This is a genomic window from Candidatus Omnitrophota bacterium, from assembly GCA_028699255.1.
GTDB lineage: Bacteria > Omnitrophota > Gorgyraeia > 2-01-FULL-45-10 > 2-01-FULL-45-10 > FEN-1322.
Genome location: JAQVUX010000003.1, coordinates 170724 through 193232 on the forward strand (window position 1 = coordinate 170724; position 22509 = coordinate 193232).

21 protein-coding genes are annotated in these 22509 nt (G+C 49.6%); all 21 read left to right on the forward strand.

Annotated elements, in window-relative coordinates; translation table 11 throughout:
- The first annotated feature begins 94 nt into the window (after window positions 1-94).
- The 21 genes from PHS46_03790 (at window position 95) to PHS46_03890 (ending at window position 22500) form a co-directional block, all read left to right on the forward strand.
- Window positions 95-3226 (forward strand): hypothetical protein, encoded by a 3132-nt coding sequence (locus PHS46_03790; protein ID MDD3905639.1) that lies wholly within the window; start codon window positions 95-97, stop codon window positions 3224-3226.
- Between the two features lie 111 nt (window positions 3227-3337).
- Window positions 3338-3769, forward strand: a complete 432-nt coding sequence (rplM, locus tag PHS46_03795) for a 50S ribosomal protein L13 (GenBank protein MDD3905640.1) — start codon at window positions 3338-3340, stop codon at window positions 3767-3769.
- Window positions 3770-3779: 10 nt separating this feature from the next.
- Window positions 3780-4175: a 30S ribosomal protein S9 gene (gene rpsI / locus PHS46_03800; protein ID MDD3905641.1), complete on the forward strand. Its 396-nt coding sequence runs from the start codon at window positions 3780-3782 to the stop codon at window positions 4173-4175.
- 187 nt (window positions 4176-4362) lie between these two features.
- Complete coding sequence (gene argC, locus PHS46_03805) at window positions 4363-5376, forward strand: N-acetyl-gamma-glutamyl-phosphate reductase (protein MDD3905642.1); 1014 nt, start codon at window positions 4363-4365, stop codon at window positions 5374-5376.
- Between the two features lie 47 nt (window positions 5377-5423).
- Window positions 5424-6644, forward strand: a complete 1221-nt coding sequence (gene argJ / locus PHS46_03810; protein ID MDD3905643.1) for a bifunctional glutamate N-acetyltransferase/amino-acid acetyltransferase ArgJ — start codon at window positions 5424-5426, stop codon at window positions 6642-6644.
- Window positions 6641-7504: an acetylglutamate kinase gene (gene argB, locus PHS46_03815; GenBank protein ID MDD3905644.1), complete on the forward strand. Its 864-nt coding sequence runs from the start codon at window positions 6641-6643 to the stop codon at window positions 7502-7504. The genes argJ and argB overlap by 4 nt, the downstream gene beginning before the upstream one ends.
- Complete coding sequence (locus PHS46_03820; protein ID MDD3905645.1) at window positions 7501-8685, forward strand: aspartate aminotransferase family protein; 1185 nt, start codon at window positions 7501-7503, stop codon at window positions 8683-8685. The genes argB and PHS46_03820 overlap by 4 nt, the downstream gene beginning before the upstream one ends.
- Window positions 8686-8707: 22 nt before the next feature.
- On the forward strand, window positions 8708-9622 hold the full coding sequence (gene argF / locus PHS46_03825; GenBank protein MDD3905646.1) for an ornithine carbamoyltransferase: 915 nt from the start codon (window positions 8708-8710) through the stop codon (window positions 9620-9622).
- Window positions 9623-9632: 10 nt separating this feature from the next.
- Window positions 9633-10814 carry an argininosuccinate synthase gene (locus tag PHS46_03830; GenBank protein MDD3905647.1) on the forward strand — a complete coding sequence of 394 codons (1182 nt, stop codon included), beginning with the start codon at window positions 9633-9635 and terminating at the stop codon, window positions 10812-10814.
- Window positions 10815-11067: 253 nt separating this feature from the next.
- Entirely contained in the window at window positions 11068-12423 is a 1356-nt protein-coding gene (gene argH, locus PHS46_03835; protein ID MDD3905648.1) for an argininosuccinate lyase, read from the forward strand.
- Window positions 12424-12689: 266 nt separating this feature from the next.
- Window positions 12690-13946, forward strand: a complete 1257-nt coding sequence (gene lysA, locus PHS46_03840) for a diaminopimelate decarboxylase (GenBank protein ID MDD3905649.1) — start codon at window positions 12690-12692, stop codon at window positions 13944-13946.
- 17 nt (window positions 13947-13963) lie between these two features.
- Window positions 13964-14779, forward strand: coding sequence for a diaminopimelate epimerase (dapF, locus tag PHS46_03845; GenBank protein MDD3905650.1), 816 nt, complete (start codon window positions 13964-13966; stop codon window positions 14777-14779).
- On the forward strand, window positions 14769-15650 hold the full coding sequence (dapA, locus tag PHS46_03850; GenBank protein MDD3905651.1) for a 4-hydroxy-tetrahydrodipicolinate synthase: 882 nt from the start codon (window positions 14769-14771) through the stop codon (window positions 15648-15650). The genes dapF and dapA overlap by 11 nt, the downstream gene beginning before the upstream one ends.
- Window position 15651: 1 nt before the next feature.
- Window positions 15652-16329, forward strand: coding sequence for a 4-hydroxy-tetrahydrodipicolinate reductase (gene dapB, locus PHS46_03855; protein ID MDD3905652.1), 678 nt, complete (start codon window positions 15652-15654; stop codon window positions 16327-16329).
- 1 nt (window position 16330) lies between these two features.
- Entirely contained in the window at window positions 16331-16876 is a 546-nt protein-coding gene (locus PHS46_03860; protein ID MDD3905653.1) for a hypothetical protein, read from the forward strand.
- A 614-nt stretch (window positions 16877-17490) separates the two neighbouring features.
- Complete coding sequence (locus PHS46_03865) at window positions 17491-18657, forward strand: LL-diaminopimelate aminotransferase (GenBank protein MDD3905654.1); 1167 nt, start codon at window positions 17491-17493, stop codon at window positions 18655-18657.
- Window positions 18658-18670: 13 nt separating this feature from the next.
- Complete coding sequence (gene folK / locus PHS46_03870; protein MDD3905655.1) at window positions 18671-19090, forward strand: 2-amino-4-hydroxy-6-hydroxymethyldihydropteridine diphosphokinase; 420 nt, start codon at window positions 18671-18673, stop codon at window positions 19088-19090.
- The gene (panC, locus tag PHS46_03875) at window positions 19090-19965 is read left to right on the forward strand and encodes a pantoate--beta-alanine ligase (GenBank protein MDD3905656.1); all 876 of its coding nucleotides are present in this window, start codon (window positions 19090-19092) and stop codon (window positions 19963-19965) included. Before folK ends, panC begins: the two co-directional genes overlap by 1 nt.
- An 11-nt stretch (window positions 19966-19976) precedes the next feature.
- Window positions 19977-20948 carry a quinolinate synthase NadA gene (gene nadA, locus PHS46_03880; GenBank protein MDD3905657.1) on the forward strand — a complete coding sequence of 324 codons (972 nt, stop codon included), beginning with the start codon at window positions 19977-19979 and terminating at the stop codon, window positions 20946-20948.
- 2 nt (window positions 20949-20950) lie between these two features.
- Window positions 20951-21763 (forward strand): aspartate dehydrogenase, encoded by an 813-nt coding sequence (locus PHS46_03885; protein ID MDD3905658.1) that lies wholly within the window; start codon window positions 20951-20953, stop codon window positions 21761-21763.
- Window positions 21760-22500 (forward strand): ATP-binding protein, encoded by a 741-nt coding sequence (locus PHS46_03890; protein ID MDD3905659.1) that lies wholly within the window; start codon window positions 21760-21762, stop codon window positions 22498-22500. Before PHS46_03885 ends, PHS46_03890 begins: the two co-directional genes overlap by 4 nt.
- Window positions 22501-22509 lie beyond the last annotated feature (9 nt).

Below are 22509 nucleotides of genomic sequence, written 5' to 3' on the forward strand. Positions count from 1 at the left end.
CAGGCATTTTTTTATTATTAAAGTATTTTAATTCTTCCGTCATTGCGAGCGAGGCGAAGCCGAGCGAAGCAATCTAACAAGAGGGGATTTGAATATGATAACGAAAATAATATCCTTGGTGGTCGCGAGCGCGTTTCTGCTCAACAGCGTCGCGTATGGTTTGGGCACTATGCCCGGCACTACACAGCCGGCTGTGCAGGATGAGATGATTAACATGCTTCGCGACGGACTTCTTAAGAAGGGGCCAAGCGCGTTGAGAGATGCCCTGTCATCGGAGACGATCCACGCGGAGTTTAGCCCGTCGGTGGAACCGGCGGCAAACGGTATCAGGCTTCTGGACGGAGTTCCGGCCGGTATGGAAAGTGATCCGGCATTTAACGCCGAAAACCTCGCTGAGGCGATCGAAAAAGTTTTGCCGGGCGATGTTGTTTCTGTGGATAATTATCGCGCCGATAACCCGGGAGACTTTCCCGTCGCTAAGATGAGCCGTGACGGCGATAGAAAAAAATGGACAGTGCATGAATATATGGCTTCAGCATGGGAGAATATAAAGTCCCGAGATGTCATTTTTACATACACTTATCAGGATGGGCATGCTGAGGCATTCAGCCTGGCCAGTTTATTACTCGACGAAGTAACAAGCCTTGGCAAAAGGCCGCATGACGACGGCCGCACAGGTATCGTGCGCGATGCCGTAAGGGCGTGGTTTGTGGGTTCATACTGCCTGTCGAATGAAACAAGATATAATAACGATAAGCTCGAAGAGAGAGTAAGGTGGTTTTGCCGCGACGCCAAAGCCGCAGAAATGGGTTTCTTAAAAGCGTTTCCATATATGGCCGAAACCGACGAGACGCTTGCGCGCGGCGTAGAACTTGTGCGTTTCATAAACCGCTGTTTCTACGCTCCAGATAAACAAGTCGCGCAGTCCGACGCGGAGCAGGCGGGGACAGATCAAAGTAATGCTACCGAAACAATCCCCTCCGAAGTAAAACAAAAAATAGCAAGCGTGATGTTTACGCATGTGAAGTACACTCCCGATTGGGATGAGAATATTCATGGGCAGATTGCCGACTCAGGCCTGACGGCAGAATCTTTTATTGCTTCGAATCCTACCGAGCTTGAAAAGCTGATCACGTCCGCCTGCGAACGCTATATTAAACTGTCAGTCGAAAGAGTTTCTAAAGCGTGTAAAAGCGATGTTTTGATGGTAACTGAATTCGCCGATGTCCGAGAAGTTATAGCAGGCGCCCAGGAGTTGCTGTGGGAGAAATTCCTGGAAGAATTAACAGGCGATACGGCAATAATCAAGATGCCGGGAGTTTTTGCGCAAAATGAAGAGATGCGCAGACAGCTGAACGAACTTGTTAGGCCCGCCTTCTATAGTGTAGTTGCGGAAGCATTTAAGAAATTCGGCTTAAGCATGCCGTCGCAAGCACAGCCGCGAGATCCCAAGACCGGTAGATTTGAGACAAAATTGCCGGGAAGTCCGGCGATGGTGCTTTTATTGTTTGCCTATTGCGGTAAACTCGATGATAAGATCACAGCAAAGACGCATCGCAGGATAGCCGATGATTTTTCAGGGTTTGTGAATATTTCTGACCGTACTTTAAGGCGCGATAGAGAAGTACTAAGGGAAGCGGGCTATCTCATAGATATTATAGATAGCGATGCCGATCAGATAGAGAGCGACGTCAGCCCGGTTACATATAAGCTTAGCGCTTCCGGCAAAAAAGCGGCAAAGGCTTTACTGAACAGATTAAGAAAAAAGTACGGGCCTGTTGTGCGATACGCGATATTCGATGAATTTTCATCCGGCAATAAGCAAATCCGTGAAGACATAAAAAAGATGGACGCGAAAATCAAGAAGAAGATAGTAGAAGAAAAGCTGAGAGCCGCCGCTTATGTGACGCTCATAAGGATAAAAAATTCCGAAGACCTGCACGATTATGCGCGTCGTGGATTATTAACGGTAACCGATTTTATGGAAGAGTTAGAGTTCCCTGATATGGACCGCAATACTATTAGTGACCATTTCGATGAGCTTAGGGAACGGAAGGAGATTGAATACTCAGACTATTTAAAAGATGGAGAGCGTTGTTATGGGTATTGTAATGACAAACGTTTCCGTGGAGCTGGCGTTCGTTACGTGTGGGGTCAATATTATAGGACACCGTCGATGACTGTGCCCGAAGCCATATCCGGCGATCAGCCGGTGACGAATACCGTATTAAATACAGCCGTGAATGATGTTACTCCTAGAGATTTCGGCAGGCACTTCATGTCGGACGCTCCGCGTACGCCGGAAGATAGAAGTAAACGCCCTGGAGTGCCGGGTTTGGACAGCGAAATTGCGAGTTTGGAGCAACGTTCTCCGACGGACACGGCTGAGAATGCCACGATCATGCTTAGACGTACGGCGGCAATGGAAGAATTTAAAAATTATCCGTTTATTACCGACATAAATACGGTGGAATTTGCTCTTCCTATCGCCCCGGAGGTTGGGCCGAGTAGCGATACGAAAGATTTTCGTTTAAGCCGGGAGCAGATACTTAATATATGGAAGACGGTTAATCTCGCCCACGAGGAAAGGGTAAAGATACTGCTATTGCAGGATGAGGTAGGCCCTACGGGCACGACGATGGACGCCGCTTTGCACGATATAAGAAACCGCATCAGGAATGCCGGCGGTAATGATGACACCATCGATTTTGAGTTATTTCAGGGCGAGGATAATCTCGAAACTCTTCTCGACCCCAACAAGGATGAATCCAGTAAGCGTGTAAAGAGAATAGTCCTTACCGTGGGGAGCAGATCCCGGGGAATGGTAAGTAACCTGGTAGACAGGCGTCCAGAGCTTTTTAAGAAGGCGCGTTCACTCGGTATAGAACTCCCGGTGGATTATTACGATTTTAAGCCGAATTCCAAAGAAAGGACGTTCTATCAGGCGAGCATGCTTTTAAGGGGCTGGAACGCGGCGATCATTGATAACACCAAAAGGACAACGGCGGCCAGCATTTTATTTACGAACATGCTGAAAGGTTGTTATGACGGTGATATAGGCGTACTATTAAAGCAATTAGTACCGGTAGAGAACGAAACGGATAAAGAAACGAAGGAGAGGATTAACAGCTGTTCAAATAGCGCCATACGATTGCTTTCCCAGAAGACAGCGGCCGCGATAGAAAACTTGAAGTTGATCATGAGAGAGTTCTGGACAGCGGCATAAGCCGGTTTTAGGAAAGTTTTAATATTTTATTGACAGCATCCGGGCGATGTGTTATTATCATTCGCCTCTACGGAAGAGGCATTTTTTTATATTTCAACTTACGGAAAGATTATGAAGACATATATCGCAAAAGATAAAGACATTCAGAAGTCATGGCACGTAGTCGATGCCACAGATCAGGTCCTTGGCAGGCTTTCGGCCAAGGTTGCGTCCATTCTCATGGGTAAGAATAAGGTCATCTATTCGCCGCATCAGGATACGGGTGATGAAGTTATCGTTATAAACGCCGCCAAGATAAAAGTTACCGGTAAAAAGATGGGCCAGAAGATTTATAAGAGATATTCGGCTTATCCGGGCGGGCTGAATACCGAAACTCTCGAAGCTACCATGAAGAAGAAGCCGGAACATGCTATCAGGCACGCGGTACACGGGATGTTGCCGAAGTCGAAACTCGGCGCGAAACTGCTGAAGAAACTGAGAGTGTATGCCGGGGATAAGCATCCTCACCAGGCCCAACAGCCGAAAATATTAAAGATAGGTTAAGGAGCAATTAATGGCAGAAAAAACTCAATACATCGCAACAGGAAGACGTAAAAACTCGATAGCGCGCGTACGCATAATGGCCGGAGATGGCAAAGTTACGGTCAACAAACGCCCATTTAACGCCTATTTTCCGCGTGAATCGAACCGTCTTATAATTATGCAACCGATCGAAACGGCCAAGCTGGAATCGAAGCTCGACATATTCGCTAACGTCAACGGCGGAGGTTTAAGCGGGCAGGCGGGGGCCGTAAAGCAGGGTATCGCCAGGGCGCTCGTTAAAATGAACGCAGAGTTGAAAGCCGATATCAAAAAAGCGGGATTCCTTACCAGAGATTCGAGGATGAGGGAGCGCAAAAAATACGGACGGAAGCGCGCCAGAAGGAGATTCCAGTTTACCAAGAGATAAAATAATTTTCTCGACGACATTTAAAAAACCTATCTGGTCAACTCCGACGGCGATTTTAGTTGACAGGATAGGTTTTTTATTTTAACATTAGAGTCTATTCTCGACGGAAATGCGGGATAACCGCGTAGGTTATTTCGTGGATCAATTCACGGCTAACCTACGCGGTTAGCCGAAGGAGGAGTCGGAAATGATAAAAGTGGGTATTGTTGGCGCTACCGGTTATGCCGGCGCAGAAGCCATCAGAATACTTTTAGGACACAAGGACGTAAAGATAACCGAGCTTGCGCGTTTTTCCGATACGGACGAGCCGATATCTACGGTCTTTCCTGAGTTTAAAGGAAGGATCGACATGATATGCAAAAAGATCGACGCCACAGAGATATCCCGGAACGTCGATTTTGTATTTCTCGGCCTGCCGCACAAGGCCGCGATGGATCTTGTGCCTATATTTATTAAGGCCGGGAAGTCTGTCGTGGATTTAAGCGCGGATTACAGATTGTCTCCGGAGGCGTATAAAAAGTGGTACGGACTGGAGCATAAAGATAAAGCGAATCTACCGAAAGCGGTTTACGGCCTGCCGGAATTATATCGCGACGCGATAAAGAAATCGAAACTTATCGCCAATCCCGGTTGTTATCCGACCAGCGTTATTCTCGGCACCGCGCCCGCGTTGAAAACAAAGGCGATAGACCCCAGGTATATAATAGCGGACTCGAAATCGGGGACCAGCGGCGCCGGACGCAAGGCCGACCTTTCACTTTCTTTCTGCGAAGTGAACGAGAACCTGAAGGCTTACAAGGTAAATGAACACCAGCATATGCCGGAGATGAACAAGATACTCTTCGAAGTTTCCGGAGAAGCGATCGATATGGTATTTACGCCGCATCTTATCCCGATGAACCGCGGGATATTGTCGACGATATATTTACGTTTGAATAAAAAGTTCGACACGAAAGCCGTTATAGATATGTACAAGGATTTTTATAAAGGAAAGCCGTTCGTCAGGGTGCTGGACGAAGGAATATTCCCGCAGATCAAAAGTGTCGTAATGACGAACTATTGCGATATCGGGATCAAGGTAAGCGGGGAGAACCTGATCGTCGTTTCGTGTATCGATAATTTGACTAAAGGCGCCGCGGGACAGGCGGTGCAGAACATGAACATAATGTGCGGTTTTCCGGAGACCGAAGGATTGATATGACCGTTCGACCTCGGAGGTGCGACCTCGGAGGTCGAGGAAGGTTCGAGATGATCATAGTGAAAGGCGGGGTTACCTCGCCTACGGGATTTGTGGCGAATGGCGTCAAGGCCGGCATAAAGAAGTCGGGAAACAAAGACCTGGCTCTTCTCTATTCCGAGGTGCCGTGCGTCGCCGCCGCGGCATTTACGACGAATGTATTTTGCGCGTCCCCGGTGAAGATCAGCAAACTGCATATTAAGGCCAAGTTGCATCAGGCTGTGATAGCCAATAGCGGTAACGCCAATTGCGCGAACGGCAAGGAAGGCGATAAATTGGCCGGGGAGATGACGCGCTACGCCGCCGACGCCCTCGGGCTGGACGCGCGCGAGGTACTCGTGGCGTCTACCGGCATAATCGGACAAGCCTTGCCGATAAAGAAGATAAAAGACAATGTCGTGCTTTTGGCAGGAGGACTTTCGAAGCCGGGCGGCATGGTGTTTGCAGAAACTATAATGACGACGGACACCGTGGCGAAAGAGTTTGCCGTAAAGATCAAACTCGGCTCATCGGTAGTGACGATAGGCGGCGCGTGCAAAGGCGTCGGCATGCTGTATCCTGTGGTGAAGACCGAGCGTCACGCGACTATGCTCGCTTTTATAACGACCGACGCGGCTATATCAAAAAACCTGCTGGAAGAGGCGCTATCGGAGGCGATTACGGATTCATTTAACATGGTGTCGGCCGATGGCGATATGAGCACCAATGATTCGGTATTTGTGTTTGCCAACGCGATGGCCGGCAACGCGAAGATAGCCAAAAAAGGCGCTGATTATAAAAAATTCACGAACGCGCTGAAGTTTTTGTGCGCGGAACTTGCCAGGATGCTCGCGCGCGACGGCGAGGGGGCGACCAAGTTTGTGGAGATAGAAGTAAGAGGCGCAGGATCGGGCGCGGATGCCATCGCGATCGCGCGAAAGATATCGACGTCCAGTCTTTTGAAATGCGCTATATTCGGCGAAGACCCGAACTGGGGCAGGGTCGCGGCGGCGGCCGGTTCCGCCGGAGTCAGCTTCGATCCGGATAAGGCGGATATCTATTTGGGCGCCATGAAGGCTTTGTCTAACGGCGCGATAGCGAAAGGTTACAGCAAAGAGCGCGCCCGGAAGTTTTTTCAGGCCAAAGACGTTAAAATAACTCTCGACCTTAAATGCGGTAAGGCTTGCGCTACGGCGTGGACTTGCGATTTCTCGAAAGAATACGTCGCGATAAATTCGGAGTATTCGACATGAAGAACGCGATAAGAAAGAGCGAAGTTTTAATAGAGGCACTGCCGTATATACGCAAATTTTTCCAGAAGACGGTCGTTATAAAATACGGAGGCGCGGCCGTCGAGGAGAAGGGCATAGAAAAGGACATCCTCGAGGACATAATATTCATGAACTACGCCGGGATGCGGCCTATAATAGTCCATGGCGGCGGCCCGTTCATCTCGAAGATGATGAAGAAATCCGGCATCGAACCGCGGTTCATTCACGGCCGGCGCGTTACCGACGCTCAGACGATACACATAATCGACAAGGCGCTCGGTATCATAAATAAAAAGATCGTGAATACGCTGAAGGGCATGGGTTGCAAGGCGTTCGGCATGAGCGGCAAAGAGAACGGCATGATAAAGGTAAGGAAGATGAAATGCGCGTGCCCCGAAGAGGATTTGGGTTTTGTCGGCGAGGTTACGGGCGTGGATACGACGGTGGTGCGCCAGCTTATAGATGACAACATAATACCCGTGATATATCCGCTGGGCATAGGCCGCGACGGCCATACTTATAATGTTAATGCCGATGATGTGGCAAGTTCTCTTGCCACCGCTCTCAAGGCGGAAAAGTTTGTTTTACTGACGAATGTGAACGGCATAATGACCGATAAGGATGATCCCAAAACGCTGATCGATACGATAGGTTCGAACCAGGTCGAGCGCCTTATAAAGAAAAAAGTCATCGCGGCAGGCATGATACCCAAGGCGATGGCCTGCGTGAACGCGACAAAGGGCGGAGTAAAGAAGGCGCACATATTGAATGCGGGTATTCCGCACGCCCTGCTCCTTGAAATATTTACGGACAAAGGAATAGGTACGGAGATAGTGAAATGAAAAAGACAGATAAAGTCGTGGCGGTATACGATAAATACGTGATGAATACCTACAAACGTGTTCCGCTTTGCCTGACAAAGGCGAAGGGCTCAAAAGCCTACGACATAGACGGCAAAACTTACCTCGATTTTTTTCCGGGATGGGCGGTATCGGGCATAGGGCATTGCCATCCGAAGGTGGTTGCCGCGATAAATAAGCAGGCGAAGACATTACTGCACGTGGCGAATAACTATTACATTGAACCGCAGGCCCGGTTAGCCGAAACGATAATAAAAAATTCTTATCCCGGTAAAGTTTTCTTTGCCAATTCCGGGGCGGAAGCGAACGAAGCGGCGGTGAAGCTTGCGCGTAAATACGGCCATGATAAGGGTAAGTATGAAATTATTGCTATGACCAAATCGTTCCATGGCAGGACGCTTGCCATGATAACCGCGACCGGGCAGGACAAAGTTAAGATAGGGTTTGAGCCGCTTCCGGCGGGGTTTATACACGTCCCATTCAATGATATCGAGGCCGTCCGGAAAGCCGTGACGGACAAGACGGCCGCTATCATGCTTGAGCCGGTACAGTGCGAGGGAGGTATAAACATACCGACGCCGGAATATATGAAAGCGCTTCGCGCGCTTTGCGACGAGAAAGACATCGTCCTTATTTTCGATGAGGTGCAGACCGGCATGGGCCGCTCGGGCGAGATGTTCGCTTACAAAAATTACGGCGTGGAGCCGGATGTTATGACGCTGGCCAAAGCGCTCGGCGGTGGATTGCCGATAGGCGCGGCGGTAGCCCGAGGGAAATTCGGCGACGTGCTGACGCCGGGGACGCATGGTTCGACTTTCGGGGGCTCTCCGATCGTCTGCGTCGCGGCATTGGCCGTATTCGACGCGATAAAGAAGGATAAACTTTTGCAGAATGCGCGGAAGATGGGCGCGTATATAAAGAATCGGCTCGAAGGTTTGAAGGAGAAGTATAATTTTATAAAAGATATCAGAACCATGGGTCTTATAATAGGCGTCGAGCTTACAATAAAGGGCGACGATATTTACAAAGAATGTCTTAAAGATGGGTTACTTATAAATTGCACACAGGATACGGTGCTTCGGATAATGCCGCCCATCAATATTACGCGCTCGGATACCGATAAAGCGATGGCGATATTGGATAAAGTTTTCGCGAAGCTGTAAGCGATCGAAAGAGAAGGTTCGTATGATGAAAGACATCATTTCCATAGAGTTCCTGGATACGCAGGAGATTTTCGAGATACTTGACCTGACCGTCAAGGTGAAAGCGGATCGGGCGGGGTATGCCGACGCGTTGAAGGGTAAATCGATAGGCTTAGTCTTCCAGAAGCCGTCGAACAGGACCAGAGTTTCCTTCGAGATAGGCATGGTTCAGCTCGGAGGGAACGCCATATATTTAGGCCCGGACGAGATAGACATGGGCGGCCGGGAGTCGGTGAAAGATGTGGCTTGCGTGCTGTCGCGTTATCTGGACGGACTTATAGCCCGAACCTATAAGCACGACGACATAAAAGAATTGGCGCTCTACGCCGCGGTACCTGTAATAAACGGTTTGAGTGACCGGGCGCATCCGTGTCAGGCTTTGGCGGATATATTTACGATACGGGAGAAGCTCGGCACATTCAAAGGCGCGAAGCTTGCTTATGTCGGCGACGGGAATAACGTGCTCAATTCGCTGATGCTTGCCGCCGCCAAGGTTGGGCTCGACATGAAGGTTGCCTCGCCGAAAGGTTACGAGCCGTCGAAAGAGCTCGTAGGGATTGCGAAAAGATTTGCCAAAGCCTCCGGCGCGAAGATCGAGATATCGAACGATCCGGCCGCTATGGTAAAAGACGCAGATATTATCTATACGGACGTGTGGGTGAGTATGGGCCAGGAGAAGGATACCGGCTCCCGCATGAAAGCATTCAAGAGTTTTCAGGTGAATGATGCCCTGATGAAACATGCGAAGAAGGATTGCCTTATTATGCATTGCCTTCCGGCGCACAGATCACAGGAGATAACAGACTCCGTGATAGATTCGAAGAACTCGATAGTTTACGACCAGGCCGAGAACAGGATGCATGTTCAGAAGGCGATCCTGTTGAAATTGCTAAAATAAAAGGGGATATATGAAAGATAAAGTGGTTCTTGCCTATTCGGGCGGGTTGGATACGTCGGTCATCATAAAATGGCTCACGAACAAAGGCTACGGCGTTATCGCTTACATGGCGGACGTGGGACAGGATTCGGACTTCGCCACCTATAAAGACCGCGCGCTCAAGACGGGCGCGATCAAAGTCGTCGTCGATGATTTAAAGGATGAGTTCGTGAAGGACTTTGTTTTTAAAGCGCTGAAGGCTGATGCCGTGTATGAGAATAACTACCTGCTCGCGACAGCCCTGTCGCGCCCTGTGATAGCAAAAGGGCTCGTCAGGGTCGCACGCTCCGAAGGCGCCGGATACGTGGCGCACGGATGCACGGGAAAAGGCAACGACCAGGTGAGATTCGAAGTTACTATAAATGCGCTCGATCCGCGCCTTAAGATACTGGCGCCGGTGAGAGAATGGGAATTGAAGACGAGATCGGAAGAGATAGAATATGCGAAGGATAATAATATCCCCATCGACACAACGAAGAAAAAGCCATACTCGCTTGATGTTAATCTTTGGGGAATATCGATTGAAAGTGGGAAACTGGAAGATCCTTATTACGAGCCTGACGAAGATATATATCAACTTACGAAGGCAGTAGATAAGACAAGCGGAAGAGCTGTCTACGTCGAGGTGGAATTCAAATCCGGGATTCCGGTGAAACTGAACGGGAAGACGATGGGTGGTGTGGCGCTCATAGAAAAGCTGGCAAAAATAGCCGGCGACGCCGGCGTGGGCAGAAGCGACATGATCGAAAACCGGCTCGTCGGGATAAAGAGCCGCGAGATATATGAGGCGCCGGCAGGATGGGCGCTCTACGCCTCTCACAAGGCGCTCGAGGCGCTCGTCCTCGATCGGGAGACGCTCCATTTTAAGGAAGCGGTAGCTTTGAAATACGCGGAGCTTACTTATTACGGGCTATGGTATACGCCGCTTAAGATGGCGCTCGACAAGTTCGTGGATGAGACGCAAAAACGCGTAAACGGTACCGTGCGGCTCAAGCTTCATAAAGGCAACTGTTCGGTGGTGGGGAGAAAGTCACCGGATTCATTATATAAGAAGGAGCTGGCTACTTACGAGAAGGGCGATGTATTCGATCAGTCGCTCGCGAAGGGTTTTATCGAGTTGTGGGGTTTACCGTATAGAGGACGGGGGATATAAGGGAAGGTAAAATTTTTCGCGGTCCGGGAGGAAGTCCCTTTCGGGATTCATGCCTCGCGCCGGACGCGAAAATTTTGACCATGCAAAATTTCCGCTCGAGAAAAATTGCTCGGACGGTGCCTCGCAATTTTTACGCCGGCGCTTGGCACGAATCCCTGCGGGCCTTCCTCCGGTGAGAGGGCGAAAAATTTTACAAAGTGCGTCAGTGCGAGAAGGGCGAAGCAATCTCGCTTGAGAAATAAGAGAGGAATATATGGCTAAGAAATTATGGGGTGGGAGATTCGCGAAAGCGATGGATTCTCGTCTTGAAGAATTCAGCCGATCTATACAGTACGATCATAAGCTGGCCGAATACGACCTTGTGGGTTCGCTCGCGCATATTCAGATATTGAAAAAGGCCGGTTATCTTACGGTATCCGAAAAATCCAGATTAGAGAAGGGGCTGAAGGCCATATACGCTACCATTAAAAACGGGACGTTTGTTCCGGACTGCGGGTGCGAAGACATACATACGGATATACAGAATAAACTTCATGCCAAGGTCGGCGACCTCGTCCTGAAACTTCATACCGCGCGTTCGCGGAACGACCAGGTTGCCTTCGCGACGAAGATGTATTGCAAGATAGAGCTGATCAAGTTACAAGCCGCCATAGCGGAACTGGATATCGCTTTATGCGAGCTTGCGGTACAGAATCGGGATATGGTGATCCCAGGGTTTACACATATGCAGCATGCCCAGCCGGTACGGCTCGGAGATTATCTTTTAGCATACAGCGAAATGCTGAAGAGAGATTGTGAAAGAGCGTGGATAGTTTCGGGTAAGATAATATTGACGATGGGCGCCGGGGCGCTCGCCGGTACGCCCATAGATGCGGGTGCGTATAAAATGGACGTTTCGGAATATCTTCCCGAATTAAAAGGCGCGGCTAAAAGTTTTAAGCTATATCCGCCGGTGAATTCCCTCGACTCGGTCAGTGACAGGGATTTTGTCATAGAGATCCTCAGTGTGCTTTCCATAATAGGTATGCACATGTCGAGACTGTCGGAGGATTTGATAATCTGGTCGACAAAAGAGTTCGATTTCATAACCATCGACGACGCTTTTTGCACGGGGAGCTCGCTTATGCCGCAGAAGAAGAATCCCGACGCGCTGGAATTAGTCAGAGGCTACGCCGGCAGATTATACGGCAACCTTTTAAGCGTTCTTACGATGATGAAAGGACTGCCTCTTACCTATAATAGGGACATGCAGTTGGATAAGGAGCCGCTTTTCGGATCGTTTGAAATAGCGCTATCCGAGCTTTCGGTTCTGTCGGGCCTGGTCAAGACGCTGAGGTTCAATAAAGTGAAGATAGAGGGGCACCTCGAGGATGAATCGCTCTACGCGACGGACATAGTTTATTATCTGGTGAGTAAGGGCGTGCCGTTCAAATCGGCTCATACGATCGTCGGAAAGCTTATCAAATATTCCATCGACAATTCTGTGGAGATAAAAAGCATGACGGAACGGGAGTTGATGAAGTTTTCCGATAGGTTTAAAAAAGCGGATGTGGTAAAAATGTTGAATCCAAAGGTTTCGGTTGAATCGAAGAAGTCGATCGATAGATAGTTTTACCAGGGTAGCGGAGTGTTGATTTTTCGGCACGTCAGATGGCGGAACTTTCGGGTGCGTGCCGGAGCGAATCTTAAAATTTTCGATACCTTATGGCGGTTCAGAAAGGCCGGACAAACTGTTCGGCAGTTTGCACATTTGCAGGTTGGACGGCCATCGAAAATTTTTGACAGCAAATCGCATGCCTAATGCGATTTGCGGCGAGCGGAGGCACCACCTGAAAGTAAACGCCTCCTTTAGCCGAAAAATCAGAACGGAGCGATATGCACGATTTTAATTTCAAGGATAATGAGTTATACTGCGAGAATATACGGGTCGCGGATATCGCCAAAAAAGTCCCGACGCCATTTTATCTCTACAGCTACAAGACGTTCGTAGACCATTACAGGAAAATAAAGACCGCTTTCCGCGCGATAGATCCGCTCATATGTTTTTCGGTAAAGTCCAATTCCAATGTGGCGGTATTGCGGGCGCTGGTAAAGAACGGCGCCGGGCTCGACATCGTTTCGGGTGGTGAACTGCACAGGGCGCGCATAGCCGGGGTGAATCCTAAGAAGGTGGTTTATGCCGGGGTCGGCAAGAAGCGCGAAGAGATAGCTGAGGCGATAAAGTTCGGGATACTGCTTTTCAACGTCGAGTCCGAGGAAGAGCTCTGCGAGATACAGAGAGTCGCTTACAGCTTGAAGAAGAGCGTCAATGTCGCGATAAGGATAAATCCCGACGTGATACCGAAAACTCACCATTACATAGCTACCGGCAAAGGCGAGAGCAAATTCGGCCTCGATTTTGAAACGGTGCACAAGATATTCAATACGAAATGGAAGTACCCAAACCTTAATATAAACGGTGTTCATGTGCACATCGGCTCTCAGATACTCGACGCCGGGCCTTTTACCGCCGCCATTAAAAAGGTGCTCGAATTTCTGAAGGAATACAAAATTAAGGTTGATTATTTCAATATAGGCGGCGGCTTAGGGATTGTATATTCCATAGAGAATCCGCAGACCGCGAAGAGTTTCGCGAAGTCGGTACTGCCGCTTATAAAGAAGTCCGGGATGAAAGTGATACTTGAGCCGGGCAGGTTTATTTCAGGTAACAGCGGCATTCTCGTGACGAAGGTTCTGTATACGAAGAGGACGCCGAGGAAGACTTTCGTTATCGTGGATAGCGGAATGAGCGATCTCATAAGGCCGAGTTTATACGAAGCGTATCATAAGATAGTGCCGGTATCTCTTGCGCAGGACGCGTCGAGTACGGCGGAGAAGGTCGATGTCGTCGGCCCCATCTGCGAAACAGGGGATTTTCTCGGCAAGGACAGGTATTTGCCACACATGAAAAACGGAAGCCTGGCGGTTGTGATGGCGGCGGGCGCGTATGGTTTTGCCATGGCGAGTAATTACAATTCCCGTCCACGCGGCGCGGAAGTAATGGTCAGGGGGAATAAGTTCTTCGTGATACGTCAGCCGGAAACATATAAAGATCTGGTTCACGGTGAAAAGATACCGGGATTTTTGAAATAGCGTAAGAGGGAAGACGGATGAAGAATATAAAGTTTACGAAAGCGGTAGCGGCGGGAAATGATTTTGTCGCCATCGATAACAGGTCCGGTTCTATCGCCGAAAAAGATCGCGCTGTGTTTACGCGGAAGGCCTGCGACAGGAAAAGAGGTATCGGCGCCGACGGCGTTCTTTTCATAGAGAAGTCGCGGAAGGCGGATTTTAAGATGCGTATATTCAATTCCGACGGGAGCGAGGCCGAGATGTGCGGCAACGGTTCCAGGTGCGCGGCCCTATTCGCGACGGTCAACAAGATAGCCGGAAACAGGATGACGATAGAGACGCTGGCAGGCATTCTCGACGCTACCGTTAAAAGAGATATCGTAAAAGTGAGATTGACCGATCCGAAAGACATTAAATGGAACTTTTGTCTCATGATAAATAAATGCCCTTACGAAGTAAGCTTTGTGAACACGGGGGTTCCGCATGTCGTGCATTTTACGGACGATCTCGATAAGGTGGATGTCCGGAATGTCGGAGCGCATATGCGCAATCACGGAGAGTTCTCGCCCGAAGGCACAAACGCGGATTTTGTAAAAATCATAGACGGGCACACGATAAGAATAAGGACATACGAACGCGGTGTCGAGGACGAGACTTTGGCCTGCGGCACAGGTTCTGTCGCGAGCGCTATTATTTCGGCCGAGGCCGAGAAGATGGTTTCTCCGATAACAGTCGAAACGCAGGGCGGAGAGAAGCTAAAAGTGTATTTCGAGATGAAAAACGGTAATTTTAGGAATGTGTATCTGGAAGGGAAAGCGCGGTTGGTATACGGAGGAGTGACAAATGACATTTAAAGGTTCGATGGTAGCTCTGGTAACACCTTTTAAGAACGGGAAGATCGACGAGAAGGCATTGAAGGAGCTCGTGGAGTTTCAGATAAAGAACGGGACGAGCGCTATAGTTCCATGCGGGACTACGGGAGAATCAGCAACACTTAACTACGAAGAGCACGACAGGGTGATCGAGCTCGTCATAGAGTTTACCCGAAAGCGCGTGCCGGTAATAGCCGGTACCGGCTCCAATTCCACGGAAGAGGCCATCGCGCTGACTAAACACGCGAAGAAGGCGGGCGCGGACGCGTCATTACAGGTCAATCCTTATTATAACCGTCCGACGCAGAAGGGGCTATACCTGCATTTCAAGGCGATAGCCGAGGCGGTCGATATACCTATAATACTTTACAATATCGCCTCACGCACAGGCGTCAATGTCGAGCCGGAGACGTTTGCGAAATTGGCCGAAGTTAAAAATATCGTAGGTGTAAAAGAGGCCTCAGGGTCTTTGGAACAGATGGCCCGCATCCGGAAACTCTGCCCGAAGGAGTTTTTACTGATATCGGGTGATGACGCGCTTACGCTTCCCGTGATGGCCATAGGCGGCACAGGCATCATCTCGGTCGTCGCGAATATTATCCCGCGCGATGTGGCGGATATGACGGCGGCATTTGAAAAAGGCGATATCAGGAAAGCTCAGGAATTACATTATAAGATGCTGAATCTGGTGAGGGCGATGTTTATAGAGACGAACCCGATTCCGGTGAAGACCGCGATGGGGCTCATGAAGATGTGTGATCCTGAAATGCGTCTGCCGCTTTGCGATATGTTGCCGGAGAATAAAGAGAAGCTTGTAAAGGCGCTAAAAGATTATAAATTGATCGGAGCTTAAAATGATAAAGATATGTGTCAGCGGTTCGAGCGGCAGGATGGGCTCGAGGATAATAGACCTCGCCAAGGACGATCCCGAACTTCGTGTATGCGGATCTTTTGACGTCGTAGAGGAGAATCCCGAGCAGTTCATCGAAGCATGCGAGTGCCTGATAGAGTTTACCTCCCCGCAGGCGACGATAGAGCATCTGGCTCTCTGTGAAAAGCATAAGAGGCCGATAGTTATCGGTACGACCGGTCTTTCCGAAAAAGAGCGCGCAGAGGTAGAAAAGGCCTCTGCGAAAATACCCATCGTATTTTCTCCGAATATGTCGGTCGGGGTCAATCTTCTCTTCAAGATGGCCGGCGATGCCGCCAAAGTGCTCGGCAGTGAATACAACGTGATGATAGTCGAGGCGCACCACGAACATAAGAAGGACTCTCCGAGCGGAACGGCAAAAGAGATCGCGCGCATAATCAAAGAAGGCAAGGGCGGGGTGGAGATACCGATAGAATCCGTGCGCGAGGGCGAGATAGTCGGAGAGCATACCGTAACTTTCGAATCCGGCGTCGATCTCATAGAGATCACGCATAGCGCTAAGACGCGCGATATATTCGTGAAGGGCGCTCTCAGGGCGGCCAAATTCGTTGCCGTTCAGAAACCGGGGCTGTATACGATGAAAGAAGTTTTGGGGTTCTAATATGAAAAGATTATTATTTGTAGCGTTAGTTGTTTTGCTCGGCGGGATTATGGTTTCTTCCGCGGCTTTGGCGAAGAATGAGGGATTTCCGAAGTGGCGGGAGTGGATAAGCGCCCAACAGGGTTATCTGGACAAGATCGAAGCGATAATGGCGAAAGGTAAAGACGTTGCTATAAGGCAGAATGCCGACTTGCAGGACGCCATGAAGAAGGATGACAGGTTGCGCGGCGAGAAGATCATCGATGATGCCACCAAGAAACTTGCGCGTATCAATGACGAACTGAAAGCGATCATGCCTCCGGGGGAATTCAAAGAGTATCATACAAAAGTTCTCGAGGCATATAAGTTCAGACAGATGGCCAACGAAGCGGCTCAGGCGAAGGATGTTTTGAATATAAGGAACAATAATTACAGCGCGATAACATCCGAGATAGGCGCCATGGAGAGCATCAGGGCGCTATATATAAGTCATGACGCGCCGAAGCAGATAATCGCCTCGATCGATAAGTCGATCGCGGCATACAAACAGCGGCTCGTGGCGAAGTAGTGGTTCTTTAAAATTTTTCGCTGTAGTGGCAGAATGTGCTGTGCCGAGTGGTTCGCTCCGGACGCTCGGCGTGCTCCAGCGGCACGCCTCGCTCCATAAAATTTTTTATGCCGCCCCGGTTATGCAACAGTGGACCAAGCCATAAAAAATTGTAAGGCCGGAGCTCACCACATCGCCACATCACATTACTGACGGAGCGAAAAATTTTACCGGGTAGGTAGTGGCTGGGGAATCACACATAAAAGGGCGGAATCATCTACAGGAGCGGAATTACCTACGAGGTGAAACCAGTCTAAGTAATTTCTCCTCGTAGGTGGGTAAAGGTTCTGTGGGGATATTTTCCACCCCGGGGTGGAAAAATAAGAAAGATATAGATTGCCGCTTTCGCGGTAATGACACGAAGGAAGGTGGATAAGCGAGGGGACTATGCTTACGCGACGACGTAAAAATCGCGAGCGGGCAAGGTTCCCGAGCCGGGGTTAGCAAGGATGCGAGGGAGAGCGAGCGATTTTTCTCGAGCAAAATTTTTCTCGCTGGGAAAAATTTTGCGTTCGGCGCTAAGCATAGTCCCCTCGCCGGCAAAGGGCGAAGAGGGATAAGGAAGGGGAAGTTTAATGCAGATAGAAAGATCGGAACGATTGAAGAAACTGCCGCCGTATTTATTCGTCGAGATCGACAAGGCGAAGAAGAAGGCGCGTGAAGATGGACGGGATATAATTGACCTGGGAATAGGTGATCCGGACATACCGACCCCGCGTTTTATCATCGACGCGCTCACCCGAGCCGCGCGCGACCCGAAGAATCATCGCTATCCTCTCGACCAGGGCTTGCCGGAGTTCAGGCAGGAGGCGGCCAAATGGTTCGCGGGGCGTTTCGGTGTTACCCTCGACCCGGAAACCGAGTTATATCCTCTAATCGGTTCCAAGGAAGGCATCGCGCACATGCCGCTCGCGTTCATAAATCCGGGCGACATAGTCCTTGTACCGGATCCGTGTTATCCGCCCTACAAATCCGGCACTTATTTTGCCGGCGGTGAAGTGCTTATCATGCCTCTTTCGGAGAAGAACCATTTTTTACCCGACCTGAAAGCTATAAACCACGCTCAGATGCACAAGATAAAGATGATGTTCGTGAATTACCCGAACAATCCGACGGCGGCCGTTTGTGACAGGAAATTCTTTGCCGAAGTCGTTGAGTTCGCGAAGAAACACAATATCATCGTCTGTCACGACGCGGCGTATTCCGAGGTAGCCTTCGATGGCTTCAGGCCGCCGAGCATATTTGAAGTCCCGGGCGCAAAAGATGTCGCGATCGAGTTTCACTCACTTTCGAAGACGTTCAATATGACGGGCTGGCGTCTTGGGTTTGCCGCCGGAAATAAAGACCTTATCGCAGGCCTTGCCAAGATAAAATCGAATATCGATTCCGGCGCGTTTTTCGCTATTCAATGGGCAGGTGTCGCGGCGCTGAAGAATTACGACAGGCATATAAAAAGCGTGATGAAGATATACGAGGAGCGCCGTAATTTCTTAGTCGATGCTCTGAAATCGCTCGGCTGGTCGGTCGAGCGGCCGAAGGCGACATTCTACGTCTGGGCACATGTACCGCCCAGATATACGTCCGCGACTTTTGCCAAAGAGCTTCTCGAAAAGTGCGATATAGTGGCGACACCCGGCAATGGCTTTGGAGAACACGGCGAGGGCTTTATAAGATTCGCTCTTACCGTAGACAAGAAGAGAATCCGGGAAGCGGTGGAGCGTATCAAGAAAAGATTGAAGTAACCGGCTGGCCAATATGATCACCTGCTACATCGGTATCGGTTCCAATCTCGGAGATAGGCGGCGTAATATCGATGCCGCGATCGAGGCGCTTAAGAATAGCGAAGCGATAACATTTAACAGGCGCTCTTCGATATACGAAACGGAACCTGTTGACGCTCCGCTTGTAAATGGCGCTCCGCAAGGCAGGTTTTTAAACGGCGTCCTGGAGATCGAGACGGCTCTTTCGCCCGGGGATCTTTTAAAACGATTGCATGAGATAGAGGCATCATTGGGCAGGAAAAGATCCGCGAGGAACGCGCCCAGGCAGATCGACCTCGACATTCTTTATTACGGCAGTATGATGATAGACGAGGAAGGGCTTAAGATACCTCATCCTCGAATAGGAAAAAGGGAATTTGTTTTGCAGGGTTTAAGAGAATTGGGGAAGGCATAGTGAAAGTAGTCGATACTATATCGAGGATGTCCACCCTCGTAAACATCTTCAAAAAAGAAGGCAAAACTGTCGGTCTTGTCCCGACCATGGGATATTTCCATGAAGGCCACCTCTCGCTGATACGCGCCGCAAGAAAACACACCGATGTCGTCGTGGTCAGCATATTTATTAATCCCATGCAGTTCGGACCTAAGGAAGATTTTGAAAAATACCCCCGGGATCTGAAACGTGATGAGCAGATGGCGACTGCCGCCGGCGCGGATATTATTTTCTATCCCTCGGTAAAAGACATATATCCCGCGGGATATTCCACCTATGTTATCGTGGAATCCTTGACGGATAACCTTTGCGGGGCGTCGCGTCCGGGCCATTTCAAAGGCGTTACCACCATAGTCGCGAAATTGTTCAATATAGTTAAGCCCAGCATCGCCTATTTTGGACAGAAGGACGCCCAACAGGCGGTGATCATAAAAAAGATGGTGCAGGATCTGAATATGGGTGTCGAGGTTAAGGTTATGCCGATTGTGCGCGAAGCGGACGGCCTGGCCATGAGCTCGCGCAACGTATTCTTATCGGCCTCCGAAAGGCGCGACGCCGTCGTTCTGCGCGAATCTTTGAAAAAGGCGGAGAGCGCGGTGAATTCGGGGGAGAAAGAAACGAAGAAGATAATAAAGATCATGGAAGATGCGATCGCCCGTGTTCCGGGCGCGAAGATAGATTATATTTCTATCGTAAGTACCGCGGATTTAAAAGACGTGAAACTGATAAACAGAGAAGCGCTCATAGCTATAGCGGTTTTTATAGGTAAAACACGGCTTATCGATAATGTCATTATTAAAACGGACAGCGGCGATATTGCAAACAGGAAGGGATAGGTGTATTTGGTATGACGAATAACGCAAATAGCGACCAAAAATATAACGATACGCTTAAGAAAAAGATCGAGAAACTAAAGAAGAAGCGTAATGCAGTAATAATCGCGCATAATTATCAGCGCGACGAGATACAGGAGATAGCGGATATAAGCGGCGACTCGCTCGCTCTCTCGCAGGCCGCCGTCAGGACAGACGCAGATATCATAGTCTTCTGCGGTGTCCAATTCATGGCGGAGTCGGCATCGATACTCAATCCGGGTAAGAAAGTCCTTCTGCCGGTCATTGAAGCGGGTTGTCCTTTGGCGGATATGATAACGCCGGCGAAACTGCGCGCGAAAAAAACCGAGCATCCCGGGGCGGCCGTCGTCTGCTATGTCAATTCGTCCGCCGAAGTGAAGGCCGAGAGCGATATAGCGTGCACGTCCAGTAACGCCGTGCAGGTTGTCCGGGCGTTGAAGGAGAAGGATATAATATTCGTTCCGGATAAAAATCTGGGACGATATGTTCAAACGCAGTTACCGGATAAAAATATAATATTATGGGATGGGTTCTGCCCGACGCATATAAGGGTGCAGGAAGAGGATGTGGTCAAGACGAAACAGGCTCATCCTAAAGCCGAAGTTATAGCGCATCCGGAATGTAACCCCGAAGTGTTGGCGCTCGCCGATCATATATGCGCCACAGGCGGTATGTTCAAATATGTCAAAGCATCAAGCGCTACAGAATTCATAATCTCAACCGAATCCGGCATGTTGTACAAATTGCAGAAAGAGAACCCGGGCAAGAAGTTCTACCTTCCGACGCCTCATCTCGTTTGCGCCAACATGAAGCTTATAACGCTGGGATGGGTTGCTCAGTCGCTCGAGAATATGGTTTATGAGATAAAGGTTTCCAGCGAGGTTAGGGAGAAAGCGAAGAAGACGCTCGATAGGATGCTTGCCATAACGGGCGAAACAAAAGGCGCGGCGCTGGCCGGATATTAAATATGAAAAAGATAAGGATCGGGATAATAGGATGCGGCACCATAGGCTCGCAGGTTGCCTGCGCGTGCCAGGACGTTTTGAAAGATAAGATGGAACTGGCCGCGCTTTGCGACAGCGATAACGCCAAAGCCGAGTTCTTACGAAAAACGTTTAAGCCGGAACCGGTTATTTTAGGGCAGGACGAATTGATAAAGAAATGTGATCTCATTGTAGAGGCGGCGAGCGCTTCTGTCTCCGGGGAAGTCCTGGATATGTGTATAGACGCCGGCAAGGATTGCATGATAATGAGCGTCGGCGGGCTTATCGGCCGGGAGCGGTCTTTGAAAAGGGCCTGTGAGAAAGGCGTCCGGGTTTATATCCCGAGCGGCGCGTTGTGCGGGGTAGACGGATTAAAATCGGCGGCGGTTGGCAGGATAGATTCCGTTACGCTTACGACCAGAAAACCGCCGAAGGGCTTGGAGGGCGCGCCATATCTAAAATCGAGAAATATAGACGTGCTCGATATAACGGGCGAATCGCTGATCTTCGAGGGGACAGCCGAAGAGGCGATCAAGGCATTCCCTCAGAATGTTAATGTTTCCGCGGTATTGAGTATCGCGGGCCTGGGCGCTAAAAATACGCGTGTTCGGATAATAGCTTCACCCGAATATACGAAGAACGTCCATGAAGTCGAGATCGATGGCGAGTTCGGCAGGATATTTACCAGAACGGAGAATGTGCCGTCGAAGGCGAATCCCAGGACGAGCGGGATGGCGATCTTCTCGGCGATAGCGACGCTGAAAGGGATCGCGGACAGCGTCAGGATAGGCACGTGAGACTGTTGAGCAAGACCGGGAATTATATCTCGGCCGGGATCGGCAGGGCGATCGCCGACTATAATCTCATAGAGAATAAGGACAAAATACTCGTCGGTGTTTCCGGGGGTAAGGACAGCCTGTCGCTTTTGAGGCTTCTTGCCGAGCGCAGGAAATGGGCGCCTGTAAAATATGAGCTTATCGCGATACACATCGAGACGGATCTTCAATGCATGCCCAGAGCGTACGCGAGGATTTTAAGAGAGTTTTTTAAAGAGAATAAGGTAAAGTACCTTTTCAAAAAAATAAAGTTAAAGAACGACGACAGGAAGAAATCGTGTTTCTGGTGTTCGTGGAACAGGAGAAAAGCGCTTTTTCTGGCGGCAGAGAAACTTGGCTGTAACAAAATAGCTTTGGGGCATCATAAGGACGATATAGCCGAAACGCTTCTTCTCAATATGTTTTATAAAGGCGAATTCGCGGCAATGAATCCGTCGCAGGAGCTTTTCGGAGGCAAGATAACGATAATAAGGCCCCTCTGCTACGTCGAGGAAAAGAATATGCGCAAATTTGCCCGTGAATGCGGTTTTCCCGTACAGGTGTGCAGGTGTCCGAGCGCCGAGACGTCGAAGCGGCTGGTCATGAAGAATATTATACGGCAGTTGGAGAAGGACTGCCCGGCCGTAAAAACGAATATTTTTAAAAGTGTTTCACGGGTGAAGGAAGAGTATATTAATTTGCACCCATTAAAAATATAAACACGAAAG